Origin of the sequence: Paractinoplanes polyasparticus, from assembly GCF_019710575.1 — a bacterium.
Lineage (GTDB): Bacteria > Actinomycetota > Actinomycetes > Mycobacteriales > Micromonosporaceae > Actinoplanes > Actinoplanes polyasparticus.
The window spans coordinates 691,551-716,233 of the sequence record NZ_JAHWFK010000001.1; the positions used below are offsets into that span (position 1 = coordinate 691,551).

The 24,683-nt window shown below is 67.7% G+C and carries 44 protein-coding genes; 43 read left to right on the plus strand and 1 reads right to left on the minus strand.

Annotated features, from left to right (window positions below; genetic code table 11):
• The 12 genes from KXC43_RS03310 to KXC43_RS03365 are packed head-to-tail and all read left to right on the plus strand — an operon-like array spanning nucleotide 1 to nucleotide 3,676.
• Nucleotides 1-441 carry a hypothetical protein gene (locus tag KXC43_RS03310; protein WP_221374345.1) on the plus strand — a complete coding sequence of 147 codons (441 nt, stop codon included), beginning with the start codon at nucleotides 1-3 and terminating at the stop codon, nucleotides 439-441.
• Complete coding sequence (locus KXC43_RS03315) at nucleotides 438-626, plus strand: helix-turn-helix domain-containing protein (protein WP_221374346.1); 189 nt, start codon at nucleotides 438-440, stop codon at nucleotides 624-626. Before KXC43_RS03310 ends, KXC43_RS03315 begins: the two co-directional genes overlap by 4 nt.
• Complete coding sequence (locus KXC43_RS03320; protein ID WP_221374347.1) at nucleotides 623-898, plus strand: helix-turn-helix domain-containing protein; 276 nt, start codon at nucleotides 623-625, stop codon at nucleotides 896-898. Before KXC43_RS03315 ends, KXC43_RS03320 begins: the two co-directional genes overlap by 4 nt.
• On the plus strand, nucleotides 891-1,376 hold the full coding sequence (locus KXC43_RS03325) for an HNH endonuclease signature motif containing protein (RefSeq protein ID WP_221374348.1): 486 nt from the start codon (nucleotides 891-893) through the stop codon (nucleotides 1,374-1,376). The genes KXC43_RS03320 and KXC43_RS03325 overlap by 8 nt, the downstream gene beginning before the upstream one ends.
• A complete protein-coding gene (gene ssb / locus KXC43_RS03330; protein ID WP_221374349.1) occupies nucleotides 1,373-1,864 on the plus strand; it encodes a single-stranded DNA-binding protein in 492 nt (163 codons plus the stop codon). The genes KXC43_RS03325 and ssb overlap by 4 nt, the downstream gene beginning before the upstream one ends.
• 29 nt (nucleotides 1,865-1,893) lie before the next feature.
• On the plus strand, nucleotides 1,894-2,106 hold the full coding sequence (locus KXC43_RS03335; protein WP_221374350.1) for a hypothetical protein: 213 nt from the start codon (nucleotides 1,894-1,896) through the stop codon (nucleotides 2,104-2,106).
• Complete coding sequence (locus tag KXC43_RS03340; RefSeq protein WP_221374351.1) at nucleotides 2,099-2,293, plus strand: hypothetical protein; 195 nt, start codon at nucleotides 2,099-2,101, stop codon at nucleotides 2,291-2,293. The genes KXC43_RS03335 and KXC43_RS03340 overlap by 8 nt, the downstream gene beginning before the upstream one ends.
• A complete protein-coding gene (locus tag KXC43_RS03345; protein ID WP_221374352.1) occupies nucleotides 2,293-2,535 on the plus strand; it encodes a LexA family protein in 243 nt (80 codons plus the stop codon). Before KXC43_RS03340 ends, KXC43_RS03345 begins: the two co-directional genes overlap by 1 nt.
• Nucleotides 2,532-3,002 carry an NUDIX domain-containing protein gene (locus tag KXC43_RS03350; protein WP_221374353.1) on the plus strand — a complete coding sequence of 157 codons (471 nt, stop codon included), beginning with the start codon at nucleotides 2,532-2,534 and terminating at the stop codon, nucleotides 3,000-3,002. The genes KXC43_RS03345 and KXC43_RS03350 overlap by 4 nt, the downstream gene beginning before the upstream one ends.
• Nucleotides 2,999-3,223 carry a helix-turn-helix domain-containing protein gene (locus KXC43_RS03355; protein ID WP_221374354.1) on the plus strand — a complete coding sequence of 75 codons (225 nt, stop codon included), beginning with the start codon at nucleotides 2,999-3,001 and terminating at the stop codon, nucleotides 3,221-3,223. The genes KXC43_RS03350 and KXC43_RS03355 overlap by 4 nt, the downstream gene beginning before the upstream one ends.
• On the plus strand, nucleotides 3,217-3,465 hold the full coding sequence (locus KXC43_RS03360; protein ID WP_221374355.1) for a hypothetical protein: 249 nt from the start codon (nucleotides 3,217-3,219) through the stop codon (nucleotides 3,463-3,465). The genes KXC43_RS03355 and KXC43_RS03360 overlap by 7 nt, the downstream gene beginning before the upstream one ends.
• Nucleotides 3,458-3,676 (plus strand): hypothetical protein, encoded by a 219-nt coding sequence (locus KXC43_RS03365; RefSeq protein WP_221374356.1) that lies wholly within the window; start codon nucleotides 3,458-3,460, stop codon nucleotides 3,674-3,676. Before KXC43_RS03360 ends, KXC43_RS03365 begins: the two co-directional genes overlap by 8 nt.
• A gap of 7 nt (nucleotides 3,677-3,683) precedes the next feature.
• Here the strand turns inward: KXC43_RS03365 and KXC43_RS03370 are convergent, their stop codons facing one another.
• On the minus strand, nucleotides 3,684-3,929 hold the full coding sequence (locus KXC43_RS03370) for a type II toxin-antitoxin system Phd/YefM family antitoxin (RefSeq protein WP_221374357.1): 246 nt from the start codon (nucleotides 3,927-3,929) through the stop codon (nucleotides 3,684-3,686).
• Between the two features lie 98 nt (nucleotides 3,930-4,027).
• On the opposite strand from KXC43_RS03370, the gene KXC43_RS03375 reads away from it, so the two are divergent.
• The 31 genes from KXC43_RS03375 (at nucleotide 4,028) to KXC43_RS03525 (ending at nucleotide 24,683) form a co-directional block, all read left to right on the plus strand.
• Nucleotides 4,028-4,951, plus strand: coding sequence for a DUF5131 family protein (locus KXC43_RS03375; protein WP_221374358.1), 924 nt, complete (start codon nucleotides 4,028-4,030; stop codon nucleotides 4,949-4,951).
• On the plus strand, nucleotides 4,948-5,148 hold the full coding sequence (locus KXC43_RS03380) for a hypothetical protein (protein ID WP_221374359.1): 201 nt from the start codon (nucleotides 4,948-4,950) through the stop codon (nucleotides 5,146-5,148). Before KXC43_RS03375 ends, KXC43_RS03380 begins: the two co-directional genes overlap by 4 nt.
• The gene (locus KXC43_RS03385) at nucleotides 5,145-5,561 is read left to right on the plus strand and encodes a DUF4031 domain-containing protein (RefSeq protein ID WP_221374360.1); all 417 of its coding nucleotides are present in this window, start codon (nucleotides 5,145-5,147) and stop codon (nucleotides 5,559-5,561) included. The genes KXC43_RS03380 and KXC43_RS03385 overlap by 4 nt, the downstream gene beginning before the upstream one ends.
• On the plus strand, nucleotides 5,558-5,869 hold the full coding sequence (locus KXC43_RS03390; RefSeq protein ID WP_221374361.1) for a hypothetical protein: 312 nt from the start codon (nucleotides 5,558-5,560) through the stop codon (nucleotides 5,867-5,869). The genes KXC43_RS03385 and KXC43_RS03390 overlap by 4 nt, the downstream gene beginning before the upstream one ends.
• Entirely contained in the window at nucleotides 5,866-6,072 is a 207-nt protein-coding gene (locus KXC43_RS03395) for a hypothetical protein (protein ID WP_221374362.1), read from the plus strand. Before KXC43_RS03390 ends, KXC43_RS03395 begins: the two co-directional genes overlap by 4 nt.
• Nucleotides 6,069-6,404 carry a hypothetical protein gene (locus tag KXC43_RS03400; protein ID WP_221374363.1) on the plus strand — a complete coding sequence of 112 codons (336 nt, stop codon included), beginning with the start codon at nucleotides 6,069-6,071 and terminating at the stop codon, nucleotides 6,402-6,404. The genes KXC43_RS03395 and KXC43_RS03400 overlap by 4 nt, the downstream gene beginning before the upstream one ends.
• Complete coding sequence (locus tag KXC43_RS03405) at nucleotides 6,401-6,835, plus strand: ASCH domain-containing protein (RefSeq protein WP_221374364.1); 435 nt, start codon at nucleotides 6,401-6,403, stop codon at nucleotides 6,833-6,835. Before KXC43_RS03400 ends, KXC43_RS03405 begins: the two co-directional genes overlap by 4 nt.
• Complete coding sequence (locus KXC43_RS03410) at nucleotides 6,832-7,032, plus strand: hypothetical protein (RefSeq protein ID WP_221374365.1); 201 nt, start codon at nucleotides 6,832-6,834, stop codon at nucleotides 7,030-7,032. The genes KXC43_RS03405 and KXC43_RS03410 overlap by 4 nt, the downstream gene beginning before the upstream one ends.
• Complete coding sequence (locus tag KXC43_RS03415; RefSeq protein WP_221374366.1) at nucleotides 7,029-7,424, plus strand: helix-turn-helix domain-containing protein; 396 nt, start codon at nucleotides 7,029-7,031, stop codon at nucleotides 7,422-7,424. Before KXC43_RS03410 ends, KXC43_RS03415 begins: the two co-directional genes overlap by 4 nt.
• Entirely contained in the window at nucleotides 7,421-7,681 is a 261-nt protein-coding gene (locus KXC43_RS03420) for a hypothetical protein (protein ID WP_221374367.1), read from the plus strand. The genes KXC43_RS03415 and KXC43_RS03420 overlap by 4 nt, the downstream gene beginning before the upstream one ends.
• A complete protein-coding gene (locus KXC43_RS03425) occupies nucleotides 7,678-8,016 on the plus strand; it encodes a hypothetical protein (protein WP_221374368.1) in 339 nt (112 codons plus the stop codon). Before KXC43_RS03420 ends, KXC43_RS03425 begins: the two co-directional genes overlap by 4 nt.
• Nucleotides 8,017-8,266: 250 nt before the next feature.
• Nucleotides 8,267-8,476, plus strand: coding sequence for a hypothetical protein (locus KXC43_RS03430; protein WP_221374369.1), 210 nt, complete (start codon nucleotides 8,267-8,269; stop codon nucleotides 8,474-8,476).
• Nucleotides 8,476-8,685 (plus strand): hypothetical protein, encoded by a 210-nt coding sequence (locus tag KXC43_RS03435; RefSeq protein WP_221374370.1) that lies wholly within the window; start codon nucleotides 8,476-8,478, stop codon nucleotides 8,683-8,685. The genes KXC43_RS03430 and KXC43_RS03435 overlap by 1 nt, the downstream gene beginning before the upstream one ends.
• A gap of 32 nt (nucleotides 8,686-8,717) precedes the next feature.
• Nucleotides 8,718-9,704: a helix-turn-helix domain-containing protein gene (locus KXC43_RS03440; protein ID WP_221374371.1), complete on the plus strand. Its 987-nt coding sequence runs from the start codon at nucleotides 8,718-8,720 to the stop codon at nucleotides 9,702-9,704.
• On the plus strand, nucleotides 9,701-10,354 hold the full coding sequence (locus KXC43_RS03445; protein ID WP_221374372.1) for a P-loop NTPase family protein: 654 nt from the start codon (nucleotides 9,701-9,703) through the stop codon (nucleotides 10,352-10,354). The genes KXC43_RS03440 and KXC43_RS03445 overlap by 4 nt, the downstream gene beginning before the upstream one ends.
• Nucleotides 10,351-11,682 (plus strand): replicative DNA helicase, encoded by a 1,332-nt coding sequence (gene dnaB / locus KXC43_RS03450; protein ID WP_221374373.1) that lies wholly within the window; start codon nucleotides 10,351-10,353, stop codon nucleotides 11,680-11,682. Before KXC43_RS03445 ends, dnaB begins: the two co-directional genes overlap by 4 nt.
• A gap of 80 nt (nucleotides 11,683-11,762) precedes the next feature.
• A complete protein-coding gene (locus KXC43_RS03455; RefSeq protein WP_221374374.1) occupies nucleotides 11,763-12,047 on the plus strand; it encodes a hypothetical protein in 285 nt (94 codons plus the stop codon).
• Nucleotides 12,047-12,301 (plus strand): hypothetical protein, encoded by a 255-nt coding sequence (locus tag KXC43_RS03460; RefSeq protein ID WP_221374375.1) that lies wholly within the window; start codon nucleotides 12,047-12,049, stop codon nucleotides 12,299-12,301. The genes KXC43_RS03455 and KXC43_RS03460 overlap by 1 nt, the downstream gene beginning before the upstream one ends.
• Entirely contained in the window at nucleotides 12,298-12,615 is a 318-nt protein-coding gene (locus tag KXC43_RS03465; protein ID WP_221374376.1) for a hypothetical protein, read from the plus strand. The genes KXC43_RS03460 and KXC43_RS03465 overlap by 4 nt, the downstream gene beginning before the upstream one ends.
• The gene (locus KXC43_RS03470) at nucleotides 12,615-13,136 is read left to right on the plus strand and encodes an LOG family protein (protein ID WP_221374377.1); all 522 of its coding nucleotides are present in this window, start codon (nucleotides 12,615-12,617) and stop codon (nucleotides 13,134-13,136) included. The genes KXC43_RS03465 and KXC43_RS03470 overlap by 1 nt, the downstream gene beginning before the upstream one ends.
• A gap of 210 nt (nucleotides 13,137-13,346) precedes the next feature.
• Nucleotides 13,347-14,570 carry a hypothetical protein gene (locus KXC43_RS03475; protein WP_221374378.1) on the plus strand — a complete coding sequence of 408 codons (1,224 nt, stop codon included), beginning with the start codon at nucleotides 13,347-13,349 and terminating at the stop codon, nucleotides 14,568-14,570.
• 104 nt (nucleotides 14,571-14,674) lie between these two features.
• Nucleotides 14,675-15,463 carry a hypothetical protein gene (locus KXC43_RS03480; protein ID WP_221374379.1) on the plus strand — a complete coding sequence of 263 codons (789 nt, stop codon included), beginning with the start codon at nucleotides 14,675-14,677 and terminating at the stop codon, nucleotides 15,461-15,463.
• Complete coding sequence (locus KXC43_RS03485; protein WP_221374380.1) at nucleotides 15,460-15,879, plus strand: hypothetical protein; 420 nt, start codon at nucleotides 15,460-15,462, stop codon at nucleotides 15,877-15,879. Before KXC43_RS03480 ends, KXC43_RS03485 begins: the two co-directional genes overlap by 4 nt.
• 306 nt (nucleotides 15,880-16,185) lie before the next feature.
• Complete coding sequence (locus KXC43_RS03490) at nucleotides 16,186-16,437, plus strand: ParB/RepB/Spo0J family partition protein (protein WP_221374381.1); 252 nt, start codon at nucleotides 16,186-16,188, stop codon at nucleotides 16,435-16,437.
• Nucleotides 16,434-16,976 carry a hypothetical protein gene (locus tag KXC43_RS03495; RefSeq protein WP_221374382.1) on the plus strand — a complete coding sequence of 181 codons (543 nt, stop codon included), beginning with the start codon at nucleotides 16,434-16,436 and terminating at the stop codon, nucleotides 16,974-16,976. Before KXC43_RS03490 ends, KXC43_RS03495 begins: the two co-directional genes overlap by 4 nt.
• 295 nt (nucleotides 16,977-17,271) lie before the next feature.
• Nucleotides 17,272-17,601, plus strand: coding sequence for a hypothetical protein (locus tag KXC43_RS03500; RefSeq protein ID WP_255643338.1), 330 nt, complete (start codon nucleotides 17,272-17,274; stop codon nucleotides 17,599-17,601).
• Entirely contained in the window at nucleotides 17,594-18,898 is a 1,305-nt protein-coding gene (locus tag KXC43_RS03505; RefSeq protein WP_221374384.1) for a PBSX family phage terminase large subunit, read from the plus strand. The genes KXC43_RS03500 and KXC43_RS03505 overlap by 8 nt, the downstream gene beginning before the upstream one ends.
• 17 nt (nucleotides 18,899-18,915) lie before the next feature.
• Nucleotides 18,916-20,358, plus strand: a complete 1,443-nt coding sequence (locus KXC43_RS03510) for a phage portal protein family protein (protein WP_221374385.1) — start codon at nucleotides 18,916-18,918, stop codon at nucleotides 20,356-20,358.
• An 11-nt stretch (nucleotides 20,359-20,369) separates the two neighbouring features.
• Nucleotides 20,370-23,393: an ADP-ribosyltransferase gene (locus tag KXC43_RS52575; protein ID WP_221374386.1), complete on the plus strand. Its 3,024-nt coding sequence runs from the start codon at nucleotides 20,370-20,372 to the stop codon at nucleotides 23,391-23,393.
• Entirely contained in the window at nucleotides 23,390-24,361 is a 972-nt protein-coding gene (locus tag KXC43_RS03520; RefSeq protein WP_221374387.1) for a hypothetical protein, read from the plus strand. Before KXC43_RS52575 ends, KXC43_RS03520 begins: the two co-directional genes overlap by 4 nt.
• 34 nt (nucleotides 24,362-24,395) lie before the next feature.
• Nucleotides 24,396-24,683 (plus strand): hypothetical protein, encoded by a 288-nt coding sequence (locus KXC43_RS03525; RefSeq protein ID WP_221374388.1) that lies wholly within the window; start codon nucleotides 24,396-24,398, stop codon nucleotides 24,681-24,683.

Sequence of the window (24,683 nt, forward strand, 5' to 3'; positions counted from 1 at the left end):
ATGACCGAGACCAGAACCTGGCAGCTGACCGTCCCGGCGCCGGCCAAGATGCTGTCGGAGAACTCCCGTCACCATTGGCGGGTCACCGGCCCGGCGGTGAAGGCGTGGCGTGAGGCGTCGTTCCTGTACGCCACGCAGGCCCGGCTACCCAAGCATGTCGAGCGGGTGCGCGTGGACGTGACGCTGCACTTCACTGATGCCCGGGACCGCGACTCCGGCAACTACCACCGTTATGTGGCCAAGCCGATGGTGGACGGCCTGTGTCGCCCCCGGACGGTGAACGGCAAGCGCGGTGTTCGGGTGGAGCCCGGCTACGAGCTGGTCGACGACGACAACTCGCGCAAGCTGGCCGGCCCGTTCATTGCGATCGGCGAGAAGGTCGACAAGAACGTGCACCCGCTGGGTCTGGCCGTCGTGACGATCACCGAGGTGTCGCCGTGACCCCGCTGTCGGAGCGTGAGAAGACGATCCTGCGGCTGCTGGCCCGCAACCACAGCGTGGCAACGGTCGCCACGGTGCTGGGTGTCGGCGACGACAGGGCCAGCCGTGAGATGTCGGCAGCGCAGACCCACCTCGAGGCCCTCCGCCTGGCCGAGGTCGACCCGTTCACCGGGGAGGCGGCATGACCGCCGAAACGCTACGGCCGATTCCGATCACTGATGCGGCGACGGTGGGTGCACTGGTCGCCGGCCTGCGCTCGATGTGCCTGCTCAGCCAGCGGGAGCTGTGCCAAGAGATCGGCATGCATCAGGCCCGGCTGTCGGACTGGGAGACCGGCCGCGCAGTGCCGACCCTCCCCTACCTGATCCCTGCACTGCGGGCGCTCGGCTTCGACCTGGCGCTCATCCCCTGCGAAGACTACGAACTGGCCTCTCCAATCGGAGGGGCTCGTGGGTAAGCGTGTTTCCACCCCGCCTGAAGTGCGGTTCTGGGTCAAGGTTGACAAGGATGGACCTTCCCCGTCGACCTTTCGCAACCGTGGACCCTGTTGGCAATGGACTGCGGGAACGACCAAACAGGGGTACGGCGGTTTTCATCCCACCAAGACCTCGATGGTTCTGGCCCACCGCTGGTCATACGAAGCGCTGATCGGCCCGATTCCTGACGGTCTGGTGATCGACCACCTCTGCCGTAACCGACGGTGCGTTAACCCCCGCCACCTTGAAGCGGTGACGCTCGGCGTCAACACGCTTCGCGGTTTAGGCGTCGCGACGTTCAACAAGCTCAAGACCTTCTGTCCAGCAGGGCATGAGTACTCGGCTGCAAACACCTACCGGCAGCCCTCCAAGCCAAATAGTCGACGGTGCCGCCAATGCGCGCGGGATCTCGACTCGCAACCACATCGTCAGAACCGATCACGAAAGAAGGCAGCATGAGCCTCCCCCTTATCACTGGAACTGCCCGCCTGGTCGACGACCCGGAATTGCGTTTTACAAGCGGCGGCAAAGCCGTCGCCAAGGTGCGGCTCGCATTCTCGGACCGCAAGAAGAACGAGCAGACGAACCAGTGGGAAGACGGCGACAAGATCTTCCTCGAAGCCTCGGTGTGGAACGAGGAGGCCGAGCACATCGCCGAGTCGCTGCAGCGCGGCCACGAGGTGCTGGTGTCCGGGAAGCTGCGCCAGCGGGAGTACGAGGCGAAGGACGGCACCAAACGGACGGTCTTCGAGCTGGTGTTCCCGACGATCGCCCCGACCTTGAAGTGGGCCACCGCGAAGGTCAACAGGATGTCCCGCTCGAACGGTGGCGGCCAGCAGCCGCAGGGTCAGCAGGGCGGCGGCGACCCGTGGGCGAGTCAGGCCGCGCAGCCTGACCGCGGGTTCGGTGGACGCCAGCAAGCCGCCACTGACGAGCCTCCGTTCTAGATCAACCAGCCCAACCGAAGGAGAACACCATGATCTGCACCGCGCACAACCGCAAGAACTGCACTGCCGACGCGTGTAAGCGCGCCGCCCGTCGCCGGCCCGACAGCTCCGACTCGAGTGCCCCCTACACGGACACGTTCGCGTACGACACGAGCGCCTACAGCCCGTCGAGCTCCTTCGACTCGGGCTCGTCGTCGAGTTCGTCGGACTCCGGCTCGTCCTCGTCGTCGAGCTGTGACTGATCCCGATCCCGACGCCGTCCAGATGCTCGCTGCCGCCTACCACGCGCTCGAGTGTCTGCCCGGCACCAACAACAGCAAGCGGTGGTCGCCGAACCATTTGCGGCTGATTGACAAGCGCAAGGGTGCCGAGCTGGCGGTGTACATCCGTAACGCCGGCTGGCATCTGACCACCGAGAAGGAGTCCTGATGCCCGCCACCGTGACGCCGCTTCTGTCGCGCACCCAGACGCGCATCCTGTCCGCCATCCGCGGCTATGCCACCGAGCACGGCTACGCGCCGTCGATCCGGGAGGTGGCTGACGTGTGCGGCATGTCGGTGTCGTCGGTGCAGTACCAGCTGGGCCAGCTGAACGAGAAGGGCTGGATCCGGCGGGCGCCGGGCCGGTCGAGGGCGATCGTGGTGCTGGACCCTGCGACGGGGCAGGCATGACGGTCACCGCTGACACCCGCCACCAGACCGCGTCCATGGTGGTCCTCGACCCCGACCAGCGGCTGGTGCTGCTCGTGCATCACCTGGCGTCGGGGCTGTGGCAGTTCCCGGGCGGGCACGTCGAGGCGGGTGAGCTGGCGTGGGAGGCGGCCCGGCGGGAGGTGTTCGAGGAGACCGGCGTCCTGGCGGAGCTGTACAGCGTGAAGGTGTTCAAACGGGAGGACCACGCGGCGCCGGCCAAGACGGGCCGCCCCGGCAGGCCGGATGAGCCGCCCCACACCCACGACGACCTTCTGTTCGTCGGCCTCGCCGATTCCCGGGTGCCGCTGCGTCACGCCGAGGACGAGGTGAACGTGGCGGTGTGGGCGCCGTTGAGCTCGCTGGATGGCCTGTCGCGGGTGCGTTCGGAGGTGCCCGGTTACGCCCGTGAGGCGCTCGACCTGGTGACCGCGCAGGTGTTGTGGTGAGGGGCGGCCCGCAGATCGGCCAGCGCCCGCTGTCGCCGCGGCAGCGTGAACTGCTCGGCCTGGTCGCGGAGGGACTGACCGGTCCGGAGATCGCCGCCCGGATGGGGACGACGGTGGGGACGGTGCGGACGCGGATCCGGGACCTGCTGTGGCGGTATTCGGCGTCCAGCCAGCGGGAGATGGTCGGACTGGCGCGCAAGGCGGGAGATCTGGAGTGCTGAGTCACGAGTTGGCGCGGGCGTTGCTGGCCCGGCGCAACAACGACGTCCGCATTGAGGTGCTGGTCGACGACGACCCGGAAGGTGAGCGCGCAATCTGGGAGAAACGCACTGAGCTTCGCGACGACACCTCCGGTCACTCCCCTTACGCAATCCCGGCCGAGCAGGTCGTGGCGTACGACGAGGACCGCGACGTCGTCGTCATCAAGGCGTCGTTTGTGATCACCGGAGGAACCGGTGACTGAGTTCCCGTACGTGTGGACGTGGCGCACCCGCACCTGGGCGCTGCCGGGCGTGACCGTTCGGGTGCCGTGGTTCGGCGACGGCGTGGACCGGGCGGGGGTGCGCTGCCGGGTGGTGGTGCGGTCCCGGGCAGGCAATTCGGCGCTGGTGGAGTTCGCCGACGGGTTCCTCGTGGTGACGTCGCGGGGTGGGCTGCGGCGGGTGAAGGCGTGAGCTGTGCCTACAGCTCAGTCGGTTCGCCGTCGAGCTCAGCCATACGTCGGTACCACTCAATGGGTACGACGGCGACCACTGCCTTGCCGCGCCGCGCAACCACCGTGTGTTCGTCGTCCTTCACGGCGTTGTCGACGAGCGCGCGGAAGTGGTCACGGGCCTCTTGGATGCCGACCAGTCGCCGCTTTGCCACATCGGCAGCGTACAGCTCGCTGGCAGGTGAAACGTCAGGCGCGCTCATCGTAGCGATCATTGGAAGCTCTCCTGTAAGGTTCGTTGTGAGGTTACCTGTCAGCTAAGAGTACGGCGACAGTGCCTGACCAGGCAACGGATGCGAACAGAGAGGCTCCGATGACCGAGACTGCGATTGAGTGGACGCACCGAGAGGGCACCGTCGGCAAGACGTGGAACCCGACAACCGGATGCGACAAGATCAGCAACGGCTGCGACAACTGCTACGCCCTGACCATGGCCAAGCGCCTCAAGGGCATGGGCCAGGCCAAGTACCAGAACGACGGCGACCCGCGCACCTCCGGACCCGGCTTCGGCCTGACCGTCCACCCCGACGCGCTCGGGGATCCGCTGCGGTGGCGTAAGCCTGCCACCGTGTTCGTCAACTCGATGAGCGACCTGTTCCACGCCCGGGTGCCGAACGACTTCCTCACCCGCGTCTTCGCCGTCATGGCCGCCACCCCGCGCCACACCTACCAAGTGCTGACCAAGCAACCCGAGCGGATGGCGCGCATCCTCGCCGACCGCAACTGGCGCTCGGAGATGTTCACCCGCGAAAGCGTCCTGGACCTGAACGGCCCGCCGCGTGACCTGCCGACCTGGCCGCTGGGAAACGTCTGGCTCGGCACATCGATCGAGTCGGACAAGTACGTCCGCCGTGCTGACGCCCTGCGCGAGACACCCGCCGCCATCCGGTTCATCTCCGCCGAACCGCTCCTCGGACCGCTCCCGTCGCTCGATCTGACCGGCATCGACTGGCTGATCCTCGGCGGCGAGTCCGGCCCCGGCTCCCGACCGCTCGACCTCGGCTGGTTCCGCGAACTGATCGCGATGGCTGAAGCCTCGAACACGGCCGTGTTCGTCAAGCAGCTCGGCTCGGTCTGGGCGAGCAAGACGCCTCAGGTAACCGTCGATGAGTGGTCGGTCTCCGCATCCGACTCCCCGGTTTCGGCGGTCGACAAGAAGGGCGGCGACTGGCAGTTCTGGTCGCCGGAGCTGCGCATCCGTGAATACCCGCGCGTCGCTGCGGAGGCCACCCGATGACCGCCCGTTTCGGCTTGAAGGTCGACGACAACAACGGCTACCACGTCCGGTTCCGCCTGTACGCGGCAACCGGCGATGCCCACCTCGGCCTGTGCGGGCTGCTGACGATGCGCCCCGACGAGTACGAGGCGTTCCGGCGGCTGCTTGAGCCGGCGCTCACCGACCGGGCAGACGTGCCGATGGAGGAGGCCCGATGACCGTCTACGTCGACAACTTCCGCGCACCTGCCACCGTCGGCCGCATCAACGCCCGCTGGTCGCATCTGACCGCTGACACGGTCGAGGAGCTGCACGAGTTCGCCGGCCGCCTCGGTCAGCGCCGCGAGTGGTTCCAGGGCCACTGCAAGCACGCCAAGTGCCCCACCCTCGACGGCGTCTGTGTCCATTTCCACTACGACGTGGTCGACGGCAAGCGCACTGCCGCCATTGCGATGGGTGCGACCGCGATCGACCTGCGCGACATGGGCGCGATCATCGCGGTCCGCCGCCGCCAAGCCGCCAGGGAGCCGGGCATGGACATGCCGGAGCCGTGCCAGCCGATCGGTTGCGACGGCGGCTTCCATCTGCGCGGCTGCTGCTATGCCACCGCCGATCAGGAGGCCACACGATGACCGCTGGAGCGCTCTGCCGACCCGACACCTTCCCTGTCCGCCGCACCATCCACTGCCCCACCTGCAACTCGGAGCAGCGCATGGCCGGCTACCTCGCCATGTGGTACGGCCAAACCATCACCTGCCTGAACTGCGGCGACATGTGGACCGACGGGGAGATGCACCCGCGCCCGTTCAAGCCGCGCTGGCGCCAAGAGAACATCGCTGCCGCCCAGAAGTGGTGGGACGAAGCCGAGGGCTACACCGACGACGACCGGCAGGCGTGGATCACCGCCCAGCTCGACGCCGAGAAGGAGGTAGCCCGATGATCTCCCAGCGCAGCCTTGCGAAGGTCGCGCTGGTCGTTGCGTTCACCGTCGGGACGTTGATGCTGCTGCTCACCTGGATCGTCGCCCGCCAAATGGACCTCGTGGCGTGGGCGGCGGCCGGAACGCTCATCGGTGCCGCCATTACCTTGCCGCCGCTCGCATGGCTGACCAGCGACCGACGCCGAAACAAAGGTGCCCGATGACCGACGACCTGCTCAAGCGCGCCGACCCGTTTCTGAACGTGTGCGGCTCCTGCGACATCGGCATGGGCTCGTGCACCTGCCCGACCGGCGACTACCGGCCCGTCATGTTGGAGCTGTACCGGGAGGTGGAGCGGCTGCGGGCCGTCGCCTGGCAGCTCCACAACGCCATGACCGACCAGCACGAGCAGGAGGGTCACCTGATGAACGACGACTGCGAGTCCTGCCGGAAGGCATTCGACGAGATGGACTCGCAGTACTGCTGCGACGACTGGAAGCGTCGGCAGAAGGCGTACGTGGACGCGCTGGGCCTCGTCATTGGGGAGAAGCCGTGACCGATCTGATCATTCCGTCCAAGCTGCGCGACGCGCACGCCATAACCCTCAAGAACCCGTGGGCCCACCTGATCGCCCACTACGGGAAGGACGTCGAGAATCGGTCCTGGATGCCCTGGGACGGCGTCCACACGCTGCTGATCCACGCCGGGAAGGGCTGGGATCGCGGACCCGCAACGGCCGAGTGCATCGGCGAGCCGCACACCTCGGCGATCGTCGCCGTAGCGGACCTTTCTTTCGCCTGCGACACGTCGCGTCACTCGGACACCGTCCGCTGCGGGTGCGGCGAGTGGGCCATGCCGGGCCAGTGCCACTGGCGGCTCACCAACGTGCGGGCTCTACGTAGTCCGGTGCCCGCGAACGGCAGGCAGGGGCTCTGGCAACCGACGTCGCAGACGCTGGCCGAAGTTGCCGAGGCGGTGCGATCGTGAGCGGCTGGGGCGAACTGGAACGCGGCGACCTCGCTGTCGGCGTCACCCGCCACCCGCTGCGCAAGAGCATCTGCGTGACCATTCGGCGGGGCTCGGTGGTCTACACCGCCGCGTACTGCCGCAACGAGGAAGAAGCTGACCGGCTGTGGGCTGCGCTCGTCGAACTGACGGACGCGCGGCGGGAGGTGGCGTCGTGATCGACACCGACAAGCTCCCCGCCACCCAGTACCTCTGCCTCGAAGTTCTTGCCTCGCGCCGCCGTCTCGGTGAACGCCTGTGGACGTTCCCCACCTCGGTGCTCCAGGCGCTGCGAGAGCTGGAGAAGGCCGGCCTGGTGTCGCTGATGTCCGGCATCGAACCGAAGACGGTCCGGGCGTGGCTCACCGAAGACGGTGAACGGGCCGCCATCGACGCCAGCTACAGCCCGCCGCACCTGACCCTCGCGCAGGGCATCGACACCCTGCCGGTCGGCAACGACGACCTGATGGCGTGGGCACGGGACCACGGGCTCGGGCTGTCGGCCGGGGTCGGGGCGGTCATCAGCCACATTCGCCACGACCTGCGCAAGCTGCCGGGAGGGAAGTCATGATCGAGCCAACCGCCGAGATGCTTCGGGTGATGCTCGGCAAGTCCGCGCATCGCGCCTTGGAGGCTGTCCTCGCCATCGTCGAGCGGGACTACCGCCTCGAACGCCGTGACCGCGCCCTCGTCCCGCCGGACACCGTGAAGGTCAAGTGGGTCTGCCGACGTTGCGGCGCGCCCCTCAGTGCCTGCGAGACGTGTGGCGAGCCCTCGCAATGTGGTGACTCCTGGTGCACCACGCACGTCCCGGACGGCACGCCATGACCACCTATGTGACCCTCGAAGACCGCCGCTACCTGCGCCAGGTCGATGCCGGCCAGGTCACCCAGTCCGACGGCGGTCTGCCCGTCCTGCGCGGCCTGTGGTCCGCAGGCCGACGCGACAGCTTGCACGCGAAAGCCGTCACGCAGGGCTGGGTGACCGAACAGCCGGACTCGGGCGGCACGTACCGGCTGACCGGGCTGGGCGAGCAGGTACTCGCTGAGGCGGCGGCACGGTCGGCGCCGGTCACCGTGCGGCAGGTCAGCCCTGTCGGGGCGGCCGTTCCGGCAACTTCGCGCCCGGCTCTCGTAGATACCAGGCCACCAGACTCCGGATGACTTCAGAGCGTCCGCGGTCACCGACGAGTAACCCGAGTCGATCCCACAGCGCGTCGGACAGCGCGATCTGACGGCGGGTGGTGATTCGCCGCCGGTTGGGGTTCGGCTCGGCCATGTCGTGAGAGTACGTCGTGTCGGTACACGATTCGCCGCACTTGATCAGCCTTGCAGCTTGTGTGTACGTACACGACCGGATAGGTTGAGTACGTACACGGTTCGCATGTTTCAGCAGTCAGGAGAGGAGATCCCGATGGCGCACAAGACCCTGTACATCCGCTCCGCCGATGAGTCGCTTTGGAGTGCCGCACAGCGTGTCGCCGACCAAACCGACCTCAGCGTCAGCCAGATCGTCGCCGAAGCACTCAAGAAACAACTCCCCCGCGTCGTCGAGGAGATCGAGCGGCGCAAGCAGGTGCAGCCCGTGGACGAATGGGCTGACTTCGCTGCGGACGTCGCCTGATGGCCGGCTCGTGGACCGCCAGCACTGACGACCTGAGGGCGCTCACGGCCTTCCTCGACGGTCTCACCGAACTGTCGGCCCAGACCGGCGTCGTGACGTGCGTTTACAGCGGCACGGAGGTCGAGTTCAACGGCACGACGCTACGGATCAACTCCCGGCGCGACGAGGGCGGGCCAGTCACCTACGTCGTCGATGAGTACGACAACTAGCCCTTCCCCTTCGCCCACCCCAAGGAGGTCTCGTGCCCGACATCTGGGCGCTCATGCGTGCCATTCGACGATCCGGGCTCCCGGCGCCGGAACGGCACACCCTCCTGACGCTGGCGACCCTCATTGACCCGGCAACGGGCCTCATTCCGGAGCGGTTCATGCCGAGCCTCACGGACCTTGCAGGATTCACGGGGTTGGGCCGCTCGACCGTTGTTCGCGCTTTGAATTCAGCGGAGAATGGGGGATGGATAAAGCGGACCGTGCCGCCGAAGCACGCATCGCAGAAGAACAAGGAACGCACTTCTTACCTTCTGGTGATCCCTGCCAACGCCCCCGCCGACGACCCCGAGGAGCCTGAGCGAGCTAGTGCCACAGCGGGACTAGTCCCGGAGCGGGACCAACTTGAGGGCTGGTCCCAGAGCGGGACTAGTGCCACAGCGGGACTAGGGCTAGTGCCAGAACGGGACCAGGCTAGTGCCACAGCGGGACACAAAGAACTGAACCATGTGTACCAAGGTGAACCACCTCCTCCTACGGAGGAGGGTCCGCGCGACGAAACCGTTGACCCCGATGCGCTCTTCTCGGTGCCGAACCAACGCGAGCCAGGCTGCCAGACACAAACCATCACCGAGGAACCCGCGAAGAAGGCCGCACCGAAACGGAAGCGTCTCAGCCGCACGGTCACCAAGAACCCCGAGACCCTGCCCGTCGACTGGTCCGTCTCCCCCGAAATGGAAGCGTGGGCGAAAGAGAAAACCCGCGACGTCATTTGCCGAATCGCTACCGAGCGCTTCATCACGTACTTCGGTGACGGCAAGCGAAAAAAGGATTGGGATCTAACTTGGCGCAACTGGCTTCTCCGTGATCAGCAGGACATCGAGCAGCGCGCCAAAGCCTCGAACGGCAGCGGCTACAACAGCAACGCGTCAGGCCGGAGGAACCACAACAGCAACCCCGGCCAGTACCGCAACGCCGACGACGACAGCGCCTACGACGATTGGAGCGCAGTAACCCGATGACCGAACACCACCCGAAGGCCGTCGAGATCCTCAGACGCCTCGGCATCGACCCCGCCCGCCTCGACGAGAGGATCCCCCCGTTCGACCTCGTCGCGTTTCGGCTCGAACAGGCGGAGAGGAACCTCGCCAAGCGGCCCGGAGAGTTCGAGAACGCCAAGGCCACCCATCCTGTCGCCCTTGACTGGGTTCGCCGCTACATCGAAGCCCCCACCAAGGTCGGCTCCCTGCTGCTGTCCGGCCGGACGGGGCGCGGTAAGACCTGGGAGGCGTGGGGCATCATCGGTGCATGCGCCGAGGGGCTCGCCGCGATGGGCCGCGGCTGCTACTGGAAGACAATCTCCCACCCGACCTTCAACGCCGCCATGCGTCCCGGTGGCGACATCTCCGGGGAAGCCGTTCTCGACGACTTGATGAACATCGACCTGCTCGTGTTCGACGACATCAGCGCGGGCCTCAACACCGGATGGACCGCCGAGAACCTTTACCGGCTGGTCAACCACCGCTGGGAGCACCGTAAGCCGACGATCTACTCCACCAACCTTCCGCCCGCCGACCTTGCTCAGGCCGTTGGCGACCGAGTTCTGTCCCGGCTGTCCGCGGCCGAGCGGATCGTCATGGGTGGCCCTGACCGTCGGGCGAACGCCGCATGACCGGCGAGCTGAAGCGGACGCCCCCGCACAGCCTTGACGCCGAGCGCATCGTGCTGGGCTGCATGATGACCTCCGCCGAGGCTTCGGAGTCCGCAGAAGAGATCCTCAAGCCGGGTGACTTCTACCGCCCAGCCCACGAACTGATCTTCACCGCTCTGGTCGATCAGCGGGCGAAGGGCCACCCGACTGACCCCGTCGCACTCGCCGAGCACTTCCTGAACCTCGGACAGATCACCAGAGTGGGCGGCTTGGGCTACCTGACCGACTGCTACGCCGCCGTGCCCTTCGCCGCAGGTGTCGGGCACTACGCCGACATCGTCGCCCGCAAAGCCATGCTGCGCCGGCTCGGGCTGCTCGCCGACAAGGTCAGCCACGGCGTTTACGGCGAAACTCCCGCCGACCCGGGCGACCTGATGGACTTCGTCCGCGAGGCTCTGGCCGGCGTCGAGGACGCGTTGGCCCAGGACGGAGGGCCGCGCCGCTGGGCGGCGGTGTTGCCGGACGTACTCGACGCGGTCAGCAAAGCCGAGGCGGACACGGGCACCCTCCCCGGAGTGCCGACCGGGCTCGACGATCTGGACCGACTCCTCGGCGGCTGGCTGCCTGGTCAGCTCATCGTGGTCGCTGCCCGTACTGGCGTCGGCAAGTCGGTAGCCACGACCGGGTTCGCAGTGAACGCCGCCTTCCGGAAAGGCATCCCTGCGGCGGTGTTCTCGATGGAGATGCGCGACGTGGAGATCGGCACCCGAATCCTGGCCTCCGAAGCCCGAGTGTCCCTGCACCAGCTCAAGTCGGGGCTCGTTGAAGGGGAGGGATGGAAAAGGATCAAGGAGCTGGCTAACGACGGGGACAAGCACCCCCTGTTCATCGACGACAGCCCCAACATGACCCTCGCTGACATCCGGTCACGGGCGCGCAAACTCCACCGGCAGCACGGGCTGCGCCTGCTCGTCGTCGACTACCTGCAACTGATCGAAACCGCTCGCGCCGAGAACCGGCAGAACGCGATCGCCGCCGTGTCGCGCGGCCTGAAGTTGCTGGCGATGGAGTTGGCCATCCCGGTGATTGCCGTCAGCCAGCTCAACCGCGGACCCGAGAACCGGCCGAACAAGCGACCCACGAAGTCGGACCTGCGCGAGTCCGGTGCTATCGAGAACGACGCCGACGTGATCGTCCTGATCCACCGCGACGACTACTACGACCCCGAGTCACCGCGTGCGGGGGAGGCCGATTTTATCGTCGATAAAAATCGGGCCGGCGCGACCGACACGATCACGGTCGCCGCCCAGCTCCACCTGTCCAAATTCGCGGACATGACCATCGCGTAAGACGCAGACGGGGAGCGGAACGCCGGTAACGCTCCGCTCCCCTGCCCTCATCCTGCCCCACCCCAAGATCGGAGATCCACATGTCTAGCCAGAGCGATCGTGTCGACACCATCCTTCGTGAACTCCACGAGGCCGAACTCAACCGGCGCCAGGTCGCCACGAGTGGCCCGATGCCCGACCATGCGCAGCACAACGTGCTCGCCAACCAGGTGCGAGAGCAGGTGGGCCGGATCGCCGTCGCCGACCTTCGATCGCTGGTCTTGCGGCTGGTGGTCGACGGCGTGAACGGCGACAAGTGGTCGCGCTGCACCTGGTGCGGGAAGCCCGACTACCTCGGAGAGGCCAAGCCGAAGGTGAGCGCCTGATGTTCTCCGACGCCTACTACGCCGAACTGCGCCGCACCATGGACTGCCCGCGCTGCCTGACGCCGACCTCCCGTGACGAGGTGGACAACGGCGTGGGGATCATCTGCGGCCCGTTCGGCTGCCCGTGCGGCTGGTCCGAGTGCGCCGAGTACGACGTGTCCGGTGGCCCGAAGCTCGACGAGCACGGCTACGAACTGGACCAGTGGGGCGGGGCGACACCGCCGCAGATCCTGGAAAGCGAGATCCGGCGATGACCAAGCACCCGTACTGGCCTGATCTCACTGACGACGAAGGCGACGCCCTTCAGGAGTTGTTCGACGATACCTGCGGCGACTGCCTCGAAGGCCGCTGCCACTGGGGCGGCGAGATGTCCGAGCGAGCCGCCCGCGAAGCACGACACGGGCACGAGTTCGTCGACGCCGAGTGGGGTGCGTGTGGCTGCGTACGACACGCAAGCAGCGTCCTCGCCAGGCCGTTTCAGCGCGACCACGAGACACCGCAGGCAACCGCGGTGGCCTGGCGGAAAGCGAAGGCGGCTGGCGTGATTGACGTGGGTGAGGGCGACTGATGGCCGCTTGGCCCACCGTGATGGTCACCGGTCACCGGCCGCAGCACCTCGCCCCTGCCGACCGCCCATGGGTGCGTTCCGAGCTCAACCGCTTGGCCGTGAAGCTGCGCGCCGAGCACGGAACGCAGGTGGGCGTCTCGGGCATGGCGATCGGCTCCGACCTGTGGTGGACGGACTCGGTGGACCGCGCCGGCTTGAAGCTGTGGGCGCACATTCCGTTCCCGCAGCAGCCCGACAAGTGGCAGCCCGCCGACCGGGTCGAGTGGGAGAGGCTGTGCCGGGTTGCGGACAAGGTGAAGACCTACGGCGGCTACTACGACGTCCGGACGCTGCACGCCCGCAACGACGGGATGATCGAAGTCTCGGCGGCGGCGATCGCCGTGTGGCTGCCGGGGAAGACCTCGGGTGGAACGGCATCGGCGGTGCGGAAGCTGGACGGGGCAGGCGTTCCGATCATCCACGTCGACCCTGCGGCCCGGACGACGGTCCTTCGCCGTACCCGGAAGCGGAACGCAGCATGACCGGAAACGGCCCCCAGCGCATCGCTAAGCGCCCGTGCCGCCGCTGCGGTACACCGACCAACCCCTCGTCCATGGTGAACGCCCTCGGGCCGGTCTGCGCCGCCATGCTTGGCCTGACCGGCAGCACCCTCGACATCGGCCACGAAGGCCCGGACCTGCTCGACCTGCTCGCCGCCCAAGACGACACCTAACCCGAAAGCCTGTCGCGTCGTGGGCAAACCAGCCCCGGCCTGCTACAACGGCGTGGTGGACATCCTCCAGCAGCTTGAACGCGCCATCGATGGTTGCTGCCCATGCGGGGCCGAACCACGCGAAGGCTCCGCCTACTGCTCCGAGGACTGCACCCCCACCCATCGCAGCGTGCACACCACCGACGAGACGGCGATGCGCTGGCGGCCCGACATGGTCACCGAGGTCGACGACAGCGACCTCACGCTGATCGCGGAGATACCTCGCAGTCCTCGGCTCCACGCCCAGTTCTACGCCCGCACCGGCACCCTCGACGTGCATCTGCGCCTGCATGACGGGTACCGGTTCGTCGGCGTCGACGTCCCCGCGGAGCAGGCGGGCGAACTCAGCGTCACCCCGGCGGGGCGCCCGGAATTGGAGGCGTTCTGGCAGCGCCTCGAACGGGAACTCACCGACAGCCGCCGACTCGACCCGGACCCGGGGCATGCGAGCGGCGACCCATGGGCGGACGTCATGCGCCGCCCAGTGCGTCACGACACGCCTGAGCCGCGACGCCGCCGCGTTGAGCTCGCCCCCTGGCAACGGATGTGCCTGCACTGCGGTGAGCGAAGCGTCGCTTTGCCTGGCATGCGGCCCGGGCTGATGCGGTTCGACGTGACGGCTTTCGGTAGCGACGAACCCGTCTCCCAGATGTCCGACTACGAGTCATGTGACCTGTGCGGAAACTGCCGTCGGGCATTCCCGGGCCCCTCCTTGGAGGTCGCCCAGTTCGACCACTATGACGGCACCACCGAATTCCAGATGCGGATCGGTGACCGTAAGGCAGGTTGGCGTGTAACGCAGGAATTCCTGACAAGGGTGCGGTATCCCGACGACGTCATCCGGCGCCGACTTGAACGGCTGGAGGTCGAGCTGCAGGCTGATTACGCCCGAGCGAACCCTGACCGGCCCGACGTCATCGAATGGGGTGAGGCATATCGGGCACGTGCCACAGAGGCCAACGCTGCTGCGCTCAGGACGATGGCCGCCTCGATGCCCGCCGTCATATCAGCCTTCCGCAGCATGGGTGAGGCGATCGGCTCCGCTGTCAACAGACTGCGTGAACTGCAGCCGCTGATCGCCCCAGAGCAGAAGCCCGAGCCTGAGCATCCACTCGCCCGGATGGCAGCGCGCCGCCGTGACGTCGCCCATGGCCCACGCACCCCGCAGCGCCCACAGCGCCATATAAACATCGGGCGCAGATAGCGAAACGGCGCCGGGCTGCACACCCGACGCCGCTCTTCCGATCTCCACAACATGCACTCAGCGACGCCACCGTACCTGCCCGAACGGCGCGAGGAGTTCACCCCGTGGATGGACACGACGGCACATGCAACAACGCTGACCGCTGCGCCGGCTACGACCCGCAACTGAAACTCGGCGCCCACACCAGCCGGCCTTTGTGCGGCGACTGCCTCGACCAGGCCGCCCGCAACATCCGCTCACTCGTCTTCGACTACCTCGACCTCGCCCAGCTGCACGAGCCGACCCTGTCGCAAGCCATCGCCGAACGGGCCTCGGGCTCCAAGGAACGCCCCATCCCCATCTCCCAGCACGTCGAAGCACTCCAAGCCGAAATCGTGCACGTCACCACCACCTGGGAGTACGAACTGCGGGTCGCCTGCCGCCTGTCCGACCCCGGCACTGTCCGCCCGTCGTGGCGGGTCACCACCAGCAACTACGAACCCGCGCTCAAGACCCGGCCCGGGACCGCTGTGCAACGCGCTGTCGAAGTCATCGGCTCCCGCCTCGAGCGGCTCTCGCAACTGCCGGCCACCGTCGTGTGCCCCACCGGCGTCGACGACGAACCCGCCGACATGTACGGCTGGCAGGCCGTCCAGCAGCTCACCGACCTCCACGGCCGGGCACGCGGCATGCTGGGGCGCACCACCCGCCGGTTCTGGATCCCCGGCGAATGCTGGGCCTGCCCATCCCGACCGGTGCGTGGGGTAGACGGGCCGCTGTACCGCTCCGAACCGAAGTTCGAGGGCGACCCCATGCAGGTCAACTGCGACAAGTGCTCCGCCTACCGGGCGTACCCCGACTACGAGACGTACATGGCGACGCTGCTGTGGCCCGAGCTCGAGGTGGCGGCGTGAACCCTGACCTCAACCGACAACCCCGCCGCGGTGCCTGGCCCAACCCTGTCGACACCGCCCTCGACCGGGCACGGCGGGTCGCCTCGATGTACCGCGCTCACCTGCGCCTGCTCGACCCCGACGCCTGCAACCGGCTCGACGACACGGTGGCCGCGTTCGGCGAGACGTGGATGCTCGACAAGCCCGACATCGTCGACGGCGACCGGGAACTCACCACCCTCGAAGCCGCCGAACTGATCAACGTCCCGATCCGGCGGATCCGCGACTGGGCGCAAGCCACCCACCCCGAAGACCGGAACCGGCCACTACTACCCCGGTTCAAGATGCGCGGCCGGGAACGAACCTTCCTCACCCAGCACGTTCTCGAGGCTGCCGCGGCGATGGCCCGATACCGACACGCCAACGGTGGTGACTAGCTTGACGTGACGGTCGGCTGCTACGTTGGTCCAGACGCAATGCGTCCACTGCCCGCCAGACTCCACTCGAGTCGGCGGGCTTTTCGCATGTCCGGAAGTGATCAGGCGGCGGGCGGTGCACAATGCCTGACGACAGAATCGCCTTCCCTCTCGAGACACTGCTCGGCGCCGCTGAACGCGCCCAACCGCTGTCTGTCTGCCGGCAAGGACACCTTGTCGTCGCAGAGCGCACCCATTGGCAGCCGCGATCGTTCGCCGCCGACCTGGGCAGCATCATCTGCGACTGGGTGGAACACGAGCACACCGATGAGTGAGCCCGTCGAGATCCGCCTCGACCGCCTCCTGTTCCCGCGCCCGGTCCCCGCCGGTTGCGACTGGGCCGTCATCGGGCTATGGGTCACCCACCAGCGGAAGACCAGCTCACCAGTCGACCCGCCCATCGTCGTCCGCCCCGAAGGCGACTACTACCGCATCGTCGACGGCAGGCACCGCACCATCGCTGGACACTTGGCCGGCCGGGACGCTATCGCCGCGATCGTGGAGCCCAACGACGAGTGACGTACGTCGTCACCGCCGCACTCGCCCTCGCCTGGGTCGCCTGCTGGGCACTGCTCGGCCGCCTCGACAACGAGCTGGAGGCCGACATGGACCTACGCGACCGCATCCGCGCCTACCTCAACACCGACCGACTTCCCCGAATGGAGCAGAACATGGCCGACTGGCTGACCACCCTCAACGGACTCGTGCAGCAAACCACCGCCGCGAGCGCCGCCCAGGCCACCAGCTTCTCCAACCTCCAAGGCGCCATCGGCCGGCAGACCGCCGACATCGCCGAACTGCGCCGGCTCCTCGAGCAGGCCGGTGAGGTCACCCCCGAGATGCAGGCCCTCGCCGCCCAGATCGGCCAGTCGCTCGACGACATGAAGAAGGCTGCTGAGACCGCCGACAACGGCTTCGAGCCCGTCGAAGAGGTGCCGACTGACGTGCCCGGCGACGGCGTACCCCCGACCGACGGCCAGCCCCCGGTCGACGCCCCGGTCGAGCCGGTCACCGACGTTCCGGCCGAGCAGGCCGAGAACAACGCCCGGCGTCGCTGACCTGAAGCGTGGGCCGCGCGGGGTTCGACTCCCTGCGCGGCTCGACTTCAACACAGCGTGATCGCTAGTGATCTTCAAACCCGCCCTGAGACCGGCTTCGTAACCGTCCGTAGAGAATCGGGGGGAACGTGTGCCACCCCGCCTCCCCGACGACAAACGCGCAGCGATCCTCGCTGACATCCAAGTTGGCGCTAAGGGCCGCAACCAGATAGCCCGCGACCATGGCGTCTCCGTTGGCGCGGTCTCAAAGATCGCCAAGGACTCCGGTTCGACCGATGCCTTCGACCGGTCACAGATGGAAAAAGCCACGAAGGCTGCCGTCGCCGACAGCCGCTCTCGCCGAGCCCAACTCGCCTCAGACCTGCTCGACGACGCCGAGCGGCTGCGTGCCCGCGCTTGGAAGCCGTACTCGTACTACGAGCGCGCCCAAGCCGGCCCCGAGCTCGTCACCCTCGACCTACCGCCGCTGAAGGAAGTCAAAGAGGCGTACGTCGCCCTCGGCGTTGCAGTCGACAAGCACGTCGTCCTCGAGCGCCACGACGCCACCGACCCGGGCATCATGGGCTCGCTGCTCGGCACCCTGCTCGAGGGCTTGCAGGCGAAGCACGGCACAGGCGATGCCTGACCTGCGCCTGTCGCCGAAGCAAGAACTGTCGATCGCCCATTCCACGGCCCGTGTGAACGTGTGGACCGGGGCTGTGCGATCGGGCAAGACGATCGCGTCGCTGCTGCGCTGGCTGATCTACGTAGCGAACGCTCCCCGCGGCGGGCAGCTGATCGTCGGCGGCAAGACGTTCGACACCGTGGCCCGGAACGTGTTCGGCCCACTCATGGACCCGGAGATCACCGGCCCGGCGTCGAAGCTGATCCACTACACGCGCGGCGCGCCCACGGCGACAATCCTCGGCCGCACCATTGAGATCATCACGGCGAATGACTCGCGCGCTGAGAACCGGCTCCGCGGCATGACCTGCGCCGGCGCCTACGTCGACGAAGCCACCCTGGTCCCCGAGGCGTACTGGACACAGCTCCTGGCCCGTCTCAGCGTCAAGGGCGCCCAACTCTTCGCCACCACCAACCCGGACAACCCGTCGCACTGGCTGCGGAAGAAGTTCCTCAACCGGGCCGGCGAGCTGAACCTGAAGTGGTGGCACTTCACCCTCGACGACAACACGTCGCTCGACCCGGCGTACATCGCTTCGCTGAAGCAGGAGTACACGGGCCTCTGGTACAAGCGCTTCATCGACGGCCTCTGGGTTGTCGCCGAGGGCGCCGTCTACGACATGTGGGACTCGGACCGCCACGTCATCGACATCATTCCGCCGATCTGGCGGTGGATCTGCGCGTCCGTCGACTACGGCACGAGCAACCCGCTTCACGCGTTGCTGCTCGGCATCGACGCCTCCCAGACGATCTATGTGGCGTCGGAGTGGCGGCACAGCGCTCGAGACACCCGCCGGTCCATGACGGATGCGGAGTACTCGGCTGCCTTGAAGAAGTGGCTTGCCGACTACCGGCAGCCCGGACTTCAGGCGACCGGGGTGACACCTGAGGCGATCGTGGTGGACCCGTCCGCCGCATCGTTCATCGAGCAGTTGTGGCGCGATCGGATGTCCCCGACCCCGGCCGACAACAGCGTGGCCGACGGCATCCGCCTCGTCTCCTCGGTCCTCGGCGCCGGGAAGTTGAAGGTGCATCGCTCCTGCAAGGCGCTCATCGACGAGTTCCCCGGGTATTCGTGGGACGACAAGAAGGCGCTACGTGGCGAGGACGCGCCGATCAAGGTTGATGACCATGGGCTGGACGCCCTGAGGTACGGCGTGAAGACCACTGAGGGCGCCTGGCGCCGGCCGAACGGCTTCCAGATGCCTCATACGGCAAGGTCCGCCGATGAGGTCGACCTTATGGGTGCAGCTATGTAGTCGAGGCGGTGGTCTCGATGACCGCGCCGACCTCCGTGAAGGGCTACGTCGACCCGTACGCGCTGGGTAGCAACAACTTCGGTTCGCTGTACACGGACCTGCTCGAGCACGTCCCGGACCTGACGTTCCCGATGTCGATCCCGGTGTATTCGAAGATGCGCCGCGACCCGAAGCTTTCCTCGATCGTGTCCGGCTGGGTGTTGAACCTGCTGCGCGCGCAGTGGCAGCTCGACCCGGCCGGCTGCCGGCCCGAGGTTGTACAGCTGGTCGCCGACGGCATGGGCTTGGCGGTCAAGGGCAAGGACAAGCCGGGCGCGGCCCGCCTGCGTGGCGTCTCATGGGGGGATCACCTGCGCGCAGTGCTGCGCATGGTTCCGTTCGGCTTCTCGGCGTTCGAGCTCGAGGCCGATGTCAGCGACGGCAGGGCCCAGCTCGAAGGGCTGTGGGAACGCCCGCAGTGGACCATCAGCCACATCCACACCGACGGCAAGACGGGTCTGTTGACCGGCGCCACCCAGGATCAGGCCGCGAATCTCAACTCCCCGCAGATTAAGGCCAAGAACCTGGCCTGGTACGCCCGGGAACGTGAGGGTTCGAACTGGGCGGGCACGTCTCTGCTCCGACCGTCCTACGCAAGCTGGCTGATCAAGGAAGAGGTTCGCCGGGCGTATGCCGTGGCGAACGTCCGCTGGTCCGCCGGCGTGCCGGTCATGGAAGCCCTGCCCGGCACCAATCCGACTCCGGCGCAGATGGGCGAGGCCGCGCAGATGGCCCAGGCCGCCCGCGCCGGGATCGCTGCGGGTGCTTCGTCGCCGCCCGGCTTCACCATGAAGATCTTGGGCATCACGGGCTCCCTGCCTAATTCGCAGGAGTTCCTACGCTGGCTCGACCAGCAGTGCACGGCGAGCGCGCTCATGGGCGCGTTCGACCTCGGCGAGACCCCCAACGGCTCGCGTGCCCTGGGCAGCGTGTTCGTGGACGCCCTCCATCTGGCGCTCGAGTCCGAGGGCGACTTCGCGGCCGACGTCGCCACCCGGCAGATCGCCGCGCGGATCGTCGACTGGAACTACGGCGAGAACGAACCCGTCCCCCGCGTAGTGGTGTCGGGTGTCGGCTCCCGCCGCGAAGTCACCGCCGAATCACTGCAGCTACTGCTGTCCTCCGGCGCACTCGCAGCCGACCCTGGCCTCGAGGCTTGGGTGCGCCGCGAGTACCGCCTTCCCGAACGGGACGGCATGACGCCGCCGAAGGCGATAGCCCCGGGCGTCGACCTCGAGCCGGAAGCCGGCGCCGACGCTGAACCGGGTGACGATGACGCAACCGCCGAGGTCGCCGCGCGTCAGGCCGACTTGGACTGGGGCTTGTTCGGCGGCCCGAAGACGGACGCCACCGACCAGCCCAGCCTGTTCGACGACACCGACGACGAGGACATCGACTTGGCCGGGTTCGCCCCTGTCTGATGGGGGCGGGTGTGGCGCGCACCTTCAACCCGGCGCAGCACCCGAGGGACCGGTTCGGCCGGTTCACGAAGTCGCGGACGGTCAAGGCGAACACGACCGACCGTAAGGCTGCCCGTGAGGTGGCCGAGCGGTTCGCGCCGAAGCAGCTGTCCCGGCAGGAACGCTCCGCCTACCTGCGGCAGGTCGCCGACCGGCAGCCTGAGGGCGCGTTCGCGGACGTGCTCGAGGCGAACAAGGCTTTGCGGTCGGGCCGGGATTCGGACGCTGCGAAGCGTGTCGACGCGGCGATGACGGAGCTCCCGGACGATGTGCTGCTGTCCCGGGCGGTTCCCCTGTCGGCGTTCGGCAAGACCGACCCGGCCTCGCTGCAGGGCATGAAGGTCCGTGACGCCGGTTTCGCGCCCACCCAGTTCGGCACGGTCCGTCCGACTGACGGTCAGGTGCGGATGCACATTGCTGCCCCGGCGGGCACCAAGGCCGCGGTGAACCCGGCCACCGGTGAAGTGGTGTTGGACCGCGACACCGAGATGGTCGTGGCGAAGGTCGAGCGCAACGACGCGGGCGGGCACGACATGTGGCTGACCGTCCTGCCGAAGCAGGGCGCGAAGGCCGCGCCCAAGCCCGCCGTTGCCGACAACGACCAGAAGACGGACATCGAGACCCCCGACGTTGCAGACAACAGCAACGAGACTGGCGACGACGCGGGCCGCGCCGAGCTGATGAAGCTGCGCGTGCCCGAGCTGCAGGCTCGGATGCGCGAGCGCGGCCTGAAGCCGGGTCGGATGCGCAAGAGCCAGATGGTCGACGCGCTGGTCAAGGATGAGACCGGCGACGAACAGGCCGAGCCGGAAGCCGACGCGCCGTCCGCGCCTGAACCTGCCACCCCCGAGCCCACCCCGGCGCCGAGTGCAGCCCCGGAAGTCGAGCCTGCGGTTGAGCAGCCCGCCCCGGTCGAGGTCGAGCGGTCCCCCGCGTGGGAGACGGCCCGAACCGGCGACAACGCGTTCCTGCTGGCCCCCAACGTCGGCGGCGTGTTCGTCAAACTGCGCCAGCAACGCCAGGCACGGCCGGGCGGGCTGCAGCGCCTCGAGAAGGCGATGGTCGCCTACGGCAGCGACCCGCGTGCCGGGGACCTCAACTATGTGACAATCAACGCGGCGGTGCGTGGGCACGACGGGAACGTCGACCCGAACGCCAGCGACGAGGTCAAGCAGATCGTCGGCGACCTGGACGTGCTCGTCGGGGCGGTCCCGCTCAAGGCGAACCTGATCGTTCACCGCGGTATCCAGGACCCGGCCGCGTCCATTCCCGGCTGGGACGGGCGGAACCTGGTCGGCTTGGAATGGTCGGCGGAGGGCTACCAGTCCACGTCGGCTGACGACTTCACCGCCGGCGACTTCGCCAAGGGTCTGATGGCCGGCGGGAAGCGCAGCAACAGCCCGGTGATGATGCGGGTCCTCGTCCCGTCGGGCACGCCAGCTCTGGGCATGTCGCCGATGGTGTCCGAGGTGCTCCTCGGCCGCGGCACCCGCTACCGGATCGTTGGCGACAACGGCACCCGCGACGGGGTACGTCACCTCGACGTCGAAGTCGTCCCCGACCGTGCACGCCCGGTAGATGCGCCCGGCGCCGAGCCTGCGAAGGGGTTCGACGAGCGGGTCTCGACGGCGCTGACTGACAAGCAGGCCCTCGCCGCGGTCCCGCTCGGATTGCTGCCCCGCAGCCGCCCGGCGATGGCTGCGCTACCCGAAGCCAACCGGGCCCTGCGCAACTACCTGATCGGCGAGGGCAGCGACGTCCACACGGCGCTGCGTGACGGCGGGGTCATCTCCCCCGACACGGCAGCGTCGATCGCCGCGTTCGACAAAGGCATGAACGCTTCCCGGCTGGACGCCGACGTGGTGTTCCACCGGGGTGCGGCCACAGCCCAGGACATCTTCGGTGACCGTGCCAGTGGTGACATGACCGGGCAGGAGTGGTCGGAGCCGGGCTTGCCCGCGGTGACCGCTTCCGAGCAGTCGGCGGTCGGCGCCACGGGTGGTCGTGGCGTGCTGGTCCGCTACCTCGTCCCAGCCGGCACGGGCGCGCTGGTCGTATCCGCGGGCCAGTACTCCGAAATCCTCCTGGACCGCGGTCACCGGTTCCGGGTGGTGAAGGACCACGGCCGGGGCGCGGACGGGCAGCGGCGTGTCGACGTCGAAGTCCTGCCGAAGACCGGCGCCGAGGTTGACCCGTTCACGGTCGAAGAAACCGCAGAAACCACCGCCGGTAGTCCGCTGAGCACGGAGCAGATCGCTGCCCTGCCGGACAGCCCGCTGGGCCGAGGTCTGGCGTCGGGGATCGTGTCGGCGAAGTTGCTCTCGGGTGGCGCGGTCGGTGACGTTCGTCTGGTGACGTTCGGCGACGGCAGCCAGGCAGTGCAGAAACTCGCCCAACGTACGTTCGCCGGGGTCAGCGTCAAGGACTTGACGGACGCCGAAGATCTGGCGGGCAGGCTGGGCCGGGCGATCGGGGCGCCGGTGCCGGAGGTGGTGCGCACGAACCCGGCCGAGGTGTTCATGGAGTACATCCCGAACGCTAGACCGGGTGAGAGTGCCCTGAGCCGTTTCGGGTACGGGGTGGCGCGCGGCGGGGCGTGGGAGGGGTTTCTGGACTCCGACGACGGCCGCAAACTGGGCGTTCTCGACCTGATCATCGGGAACGGGGATCGGCACACTGAGAACTGGCTGGTCCGCGAGGACGGCACGATCGCCGGTATTGATCACGGCTTGTCGTGGCGGTCCACCACGGGCGGGCCGAACAAGCCGCCGCAGTTCACCAGCGAGTTCGCTGGACGGTTCTACGGCGGTGAACGCAACACGTGGCGCGACAACGACCTGACCCGGGCTGATGTGGCGTGGATGCGGCAGCAGGTCGAGGCGTTGCGGCCCGATTTCGTCCGCCTCGGCCGCGGCGACTGGCTGGACTATTCGCTGATGCGCTTGGATCAGATCGGTGACCGGGCCACAGGCACAACGGATCGGGTGAGACCGTGACCGATGTTCTCCAACTGGTGTCCGGCGACGACGTCCTGGACACGGTCACGTTCACTGGCGACGAGATCACCTATGCCACCGGCGAGGCGCGGTCGCTGATCGAGTCGCGGCTGAAGCTGATCCCGGACCGGGTGCAGGCGTTGCGGTCGCTGGTCGGCTGGTCGAACGGCTACGTGACCGTGCGGGCGGTCCTGCCGGACCGGTTCGTGGAGGTCGCGCCCGAAGTTGAGGTGCAGGCCGCCGCCGGCGACGCTGATGCCCGCCGGTTGCAGGAGCAGTGGGACAAGGCGAAAGCACGCCTGCTGCGCCGCTGGCCGAAACTGGCCGCGAAGATGGTCACCGAACTCGCCGACCAGGCCGAAGCTGCCATCGAGGCAGGCGATGTGGCCGCCCTGGCTGAGCTTGAAGTCTCGGCCGGCGTGGTGGCGGCGGTGGCGGTGCCGATCCGCAAGACAGGCACCGACCTGGCGGCGGAGGCAGCTGCGGGTGTCGTGGAGGAAGCCGCAGCACAAGACGTGTCCATCACCGCCCCGTCCGAACCTGGCGCCGACCGGGTCCGGCAGCACGCCGACGTGGTGGCGCGGATCATCGCCAACGGGTACGCGAGCGGGGCGGCACGGACAGCGCTGCAACTGGCCGGAGCCGGACCGCAAGAGGTCCGTGACGAAGTCGAACGGCACCTGACCGAACTCAGCCAGTCCACCAACGGGCTCGTCGGCACCGAGATCGGCGGACTGCTCTCGGCCGCCCAGCACGCGGGGCGGCTGGCGGTGCTTGAACAACAGCCGGGCAACAAAGTGCAGGCGATCGAGATCAACGACATCAACCGGTGTGAGCCCTGCTCGGCTGCCGCAAACAACGTCTACCCCAACCTGCGCGCGGCGCTGAAGGACTACCCAGTTTCCGGCAACCGCGCATGTTTGGGCAGGTCACGCTGCCGAGGGCACCTTCGCATGATCTGGCGCTGAATTGGGCGCTCCCCTGACCTGAAAGGAGGTCGAGGTGGAGCAGAAGCCGAGCGTCGGCCGCATCGTTCGATACGTCGGAAAGCACGGCGTCAATGCCGTGCGACCCGCGATCGTCACCGTTGACCAATCCACCTACGTCGAACACGACGAGGGTGTGCCACTCGACTCCGACATGCACCTGCACCTGTGGGTGTTCACCACGAAGAGTCGCACCGACCACGAGGTCTACGGCGCTCCGGGCCTACCCGGCTTCCACGAGATGAACATCGCCTACGACCCCGCCGGCGCGCCGGGCACGTGGCACTGGCCGCCGAGGGTGTGA

Coding starts and splice junctions, on each gene's coding strand:
- KXC43_RS03310 (WP_221374345.1), top strand. CDS start 1: ATGACCGAGACCAGAACCTGGCAGCTGACCGTCCCGGCGCCGGCCAAG.
- KXC43_RS03320 (WP_221374347.1), top strand. CDS start 623: ATGACCGCCGAAACGCTACGGCCGATTCCGATCACTGATGCGGCGACG.
- ssb (WP_221374349.1), top strand. CDS start 1,373: ATGAGCCTCCCCCTTATCACTGGAACTGCCCGCCTGGTCGACGACCCG.
- KXC43_RS03335 (WP_221374350.1), top strand. CDS start 1,894: ATGATCTGCACCGCGCACAACCGCAAGAACTGCACTGCCGACGCGTGT.
- KXC43_RS03345 (WP_221374352.1), top strand. CDS start 2,293: ATGCCCGCCACCGTGACGCCGCTTCTGTCGCGCACCCAGACGCGCATC.
- KXC43_RS03350 (WP_221374353.1), top strand. CDS start 2,532: ATGACGGTCACCGCTGACACCCGCCACCAGACCGCGTCCATGGTGGTC.
- KXC43_RS03370 (WP_221374357.1), bottom strand. CDS start 3,929: ATGATCGCTACGATGAGCGCGCCTGACGTTTCACCTGCCAGCGAGCTG.
- KXC43_RS03375 (WP_221374358.1), top strand. CDS start 4,028: ATGACCGAGACTGCGATTGAGTGGACGCACCGAGAGGGCACCGTCGGC.
- KXC43_RS03380 (WP_221374359.1), top strand. CDS start 4,948: ATGACCGCCCGTTTCGGCTTGAAGGTCGACGACAACAACGGCTACCAC.
- KXC43_RS03385 (WP_221374360.1), top strand. CDS start 5,145: ATGACCGTCTACGTCGACAACTTCCGCGCACCTGCCACCGTCGGCCGC.
- KXC43_RS03390 (WP_221374361.1), top strand. CDS start 5,558: ATGACCGCTGGAGCGCTCTGCCGACCCGACACCTTCCCTGTCCGCCGC.
- KXC43_RS03395 (WP_221374362.1), top strand. CDS start 5,866: ATGATCTCCCAGCGCAGCCTTGCGAAGGTCGCGCTGGTCGTTGCGTTC.
- KXC43_RS03400 (WP_221374363.1), top strand. CDS start 6,069: ATGACCGACGACCTGCTCAAGCGCGCCGACCCGTTTCTGAACGTGTGC.
- KXC43_RS03420 (WP_221374367.1), top strand. CDS start 7,421: ATGATCGAGCCAACCGCCGAGATGCTTCGGGTGATGCTCGGCAAGTCC.
- KXC43_RS03425 (WP_221374368.1), top strand. CDS start 7,678: ATGACCACCTATGTGACCCTCGAAGACCGCCGCTACCTGCGCCAGGTC.
- KXC43_RS03430 (WP_221374369.1), top strand. CDS start 8,267: ATGGCGCACAAGACCCTGTACATCCGCTCCGCCGATGAGTCGCTTTGG.
- KXC43_RS03435 (WP_221374370.1), top strand. CDS start 8,476: ATGGCCGGCTCGTGGACCGCCAGCACTGACGACCTGAGGGCGCTCACG.
- KXC43_RS03445 (WP_221374372.1), top strand. CDS start 9,701: ATGACCGAACACCACCCGAAGGCCGTCGAGATCCTCAGACGCCTCGGC.
- dnaB (WP_221374373.1), top strand. CDS start 10,351: ATGACCGGCGAGCTGAAGCGGACGCCCCCGCACAGCCTTGACGCCGAG.
- KXC43_RS03455 (WP_221374374.1), top strand. CDS start 11,763: ATGTCTAGCCAGAGCGATCGTGTCGACACCATCCTTCGTGAACTCCAC.
- KXC43_RS03460 (WP_221374375.1), top strand. CDS start 12,047: ATGTTCTCCGACGCCTACTACGCCGAACTGCGCCGCACCATGGACTGC.
- KXC43_RS03465 (WP_221374376.1), top strand. CDS start 12,298: ATGACCAAGCACCCGTACTGGCCTGATCTCACTGACGACGAAGGCGAC.
- KXC43_RS03470 (WP_221374377.1), top strand. CDS start 12,615: ATGGCCGCTTGGCCCACCGTGATGGTCACCGGTCACCGGCCGCAGCAC.
- KXC43_RS03490 (WP_221374381.1), top strand. CDS start 16,186: ATGAGTGAGCCCGTCGAGATCCGCCTCGACCGCCTCCTGTTCCCGCGC.
- KXC43_RS03500 (WP_255643338.1), top strand. CDS start 17,272: ATGGAAAAAGCCACGAAGGCTGCCGTCGCCGACAGCCGCTCTCGCCGA.
- KXC43_RS03505 (WP_221374384.1), top strand. CDS start 17,594: ATGCCTGACCTGCGCCTGTCGCCGAAGCAAGAACTGTCGATCGCCCAT.
- KXC43_RS03510 (WP_221374385.1), top strand. CDS start 18,916: ATGACCGCGCCGACCTCCGTGAAGGGCTACGTCGACCCGTACGCGCTG.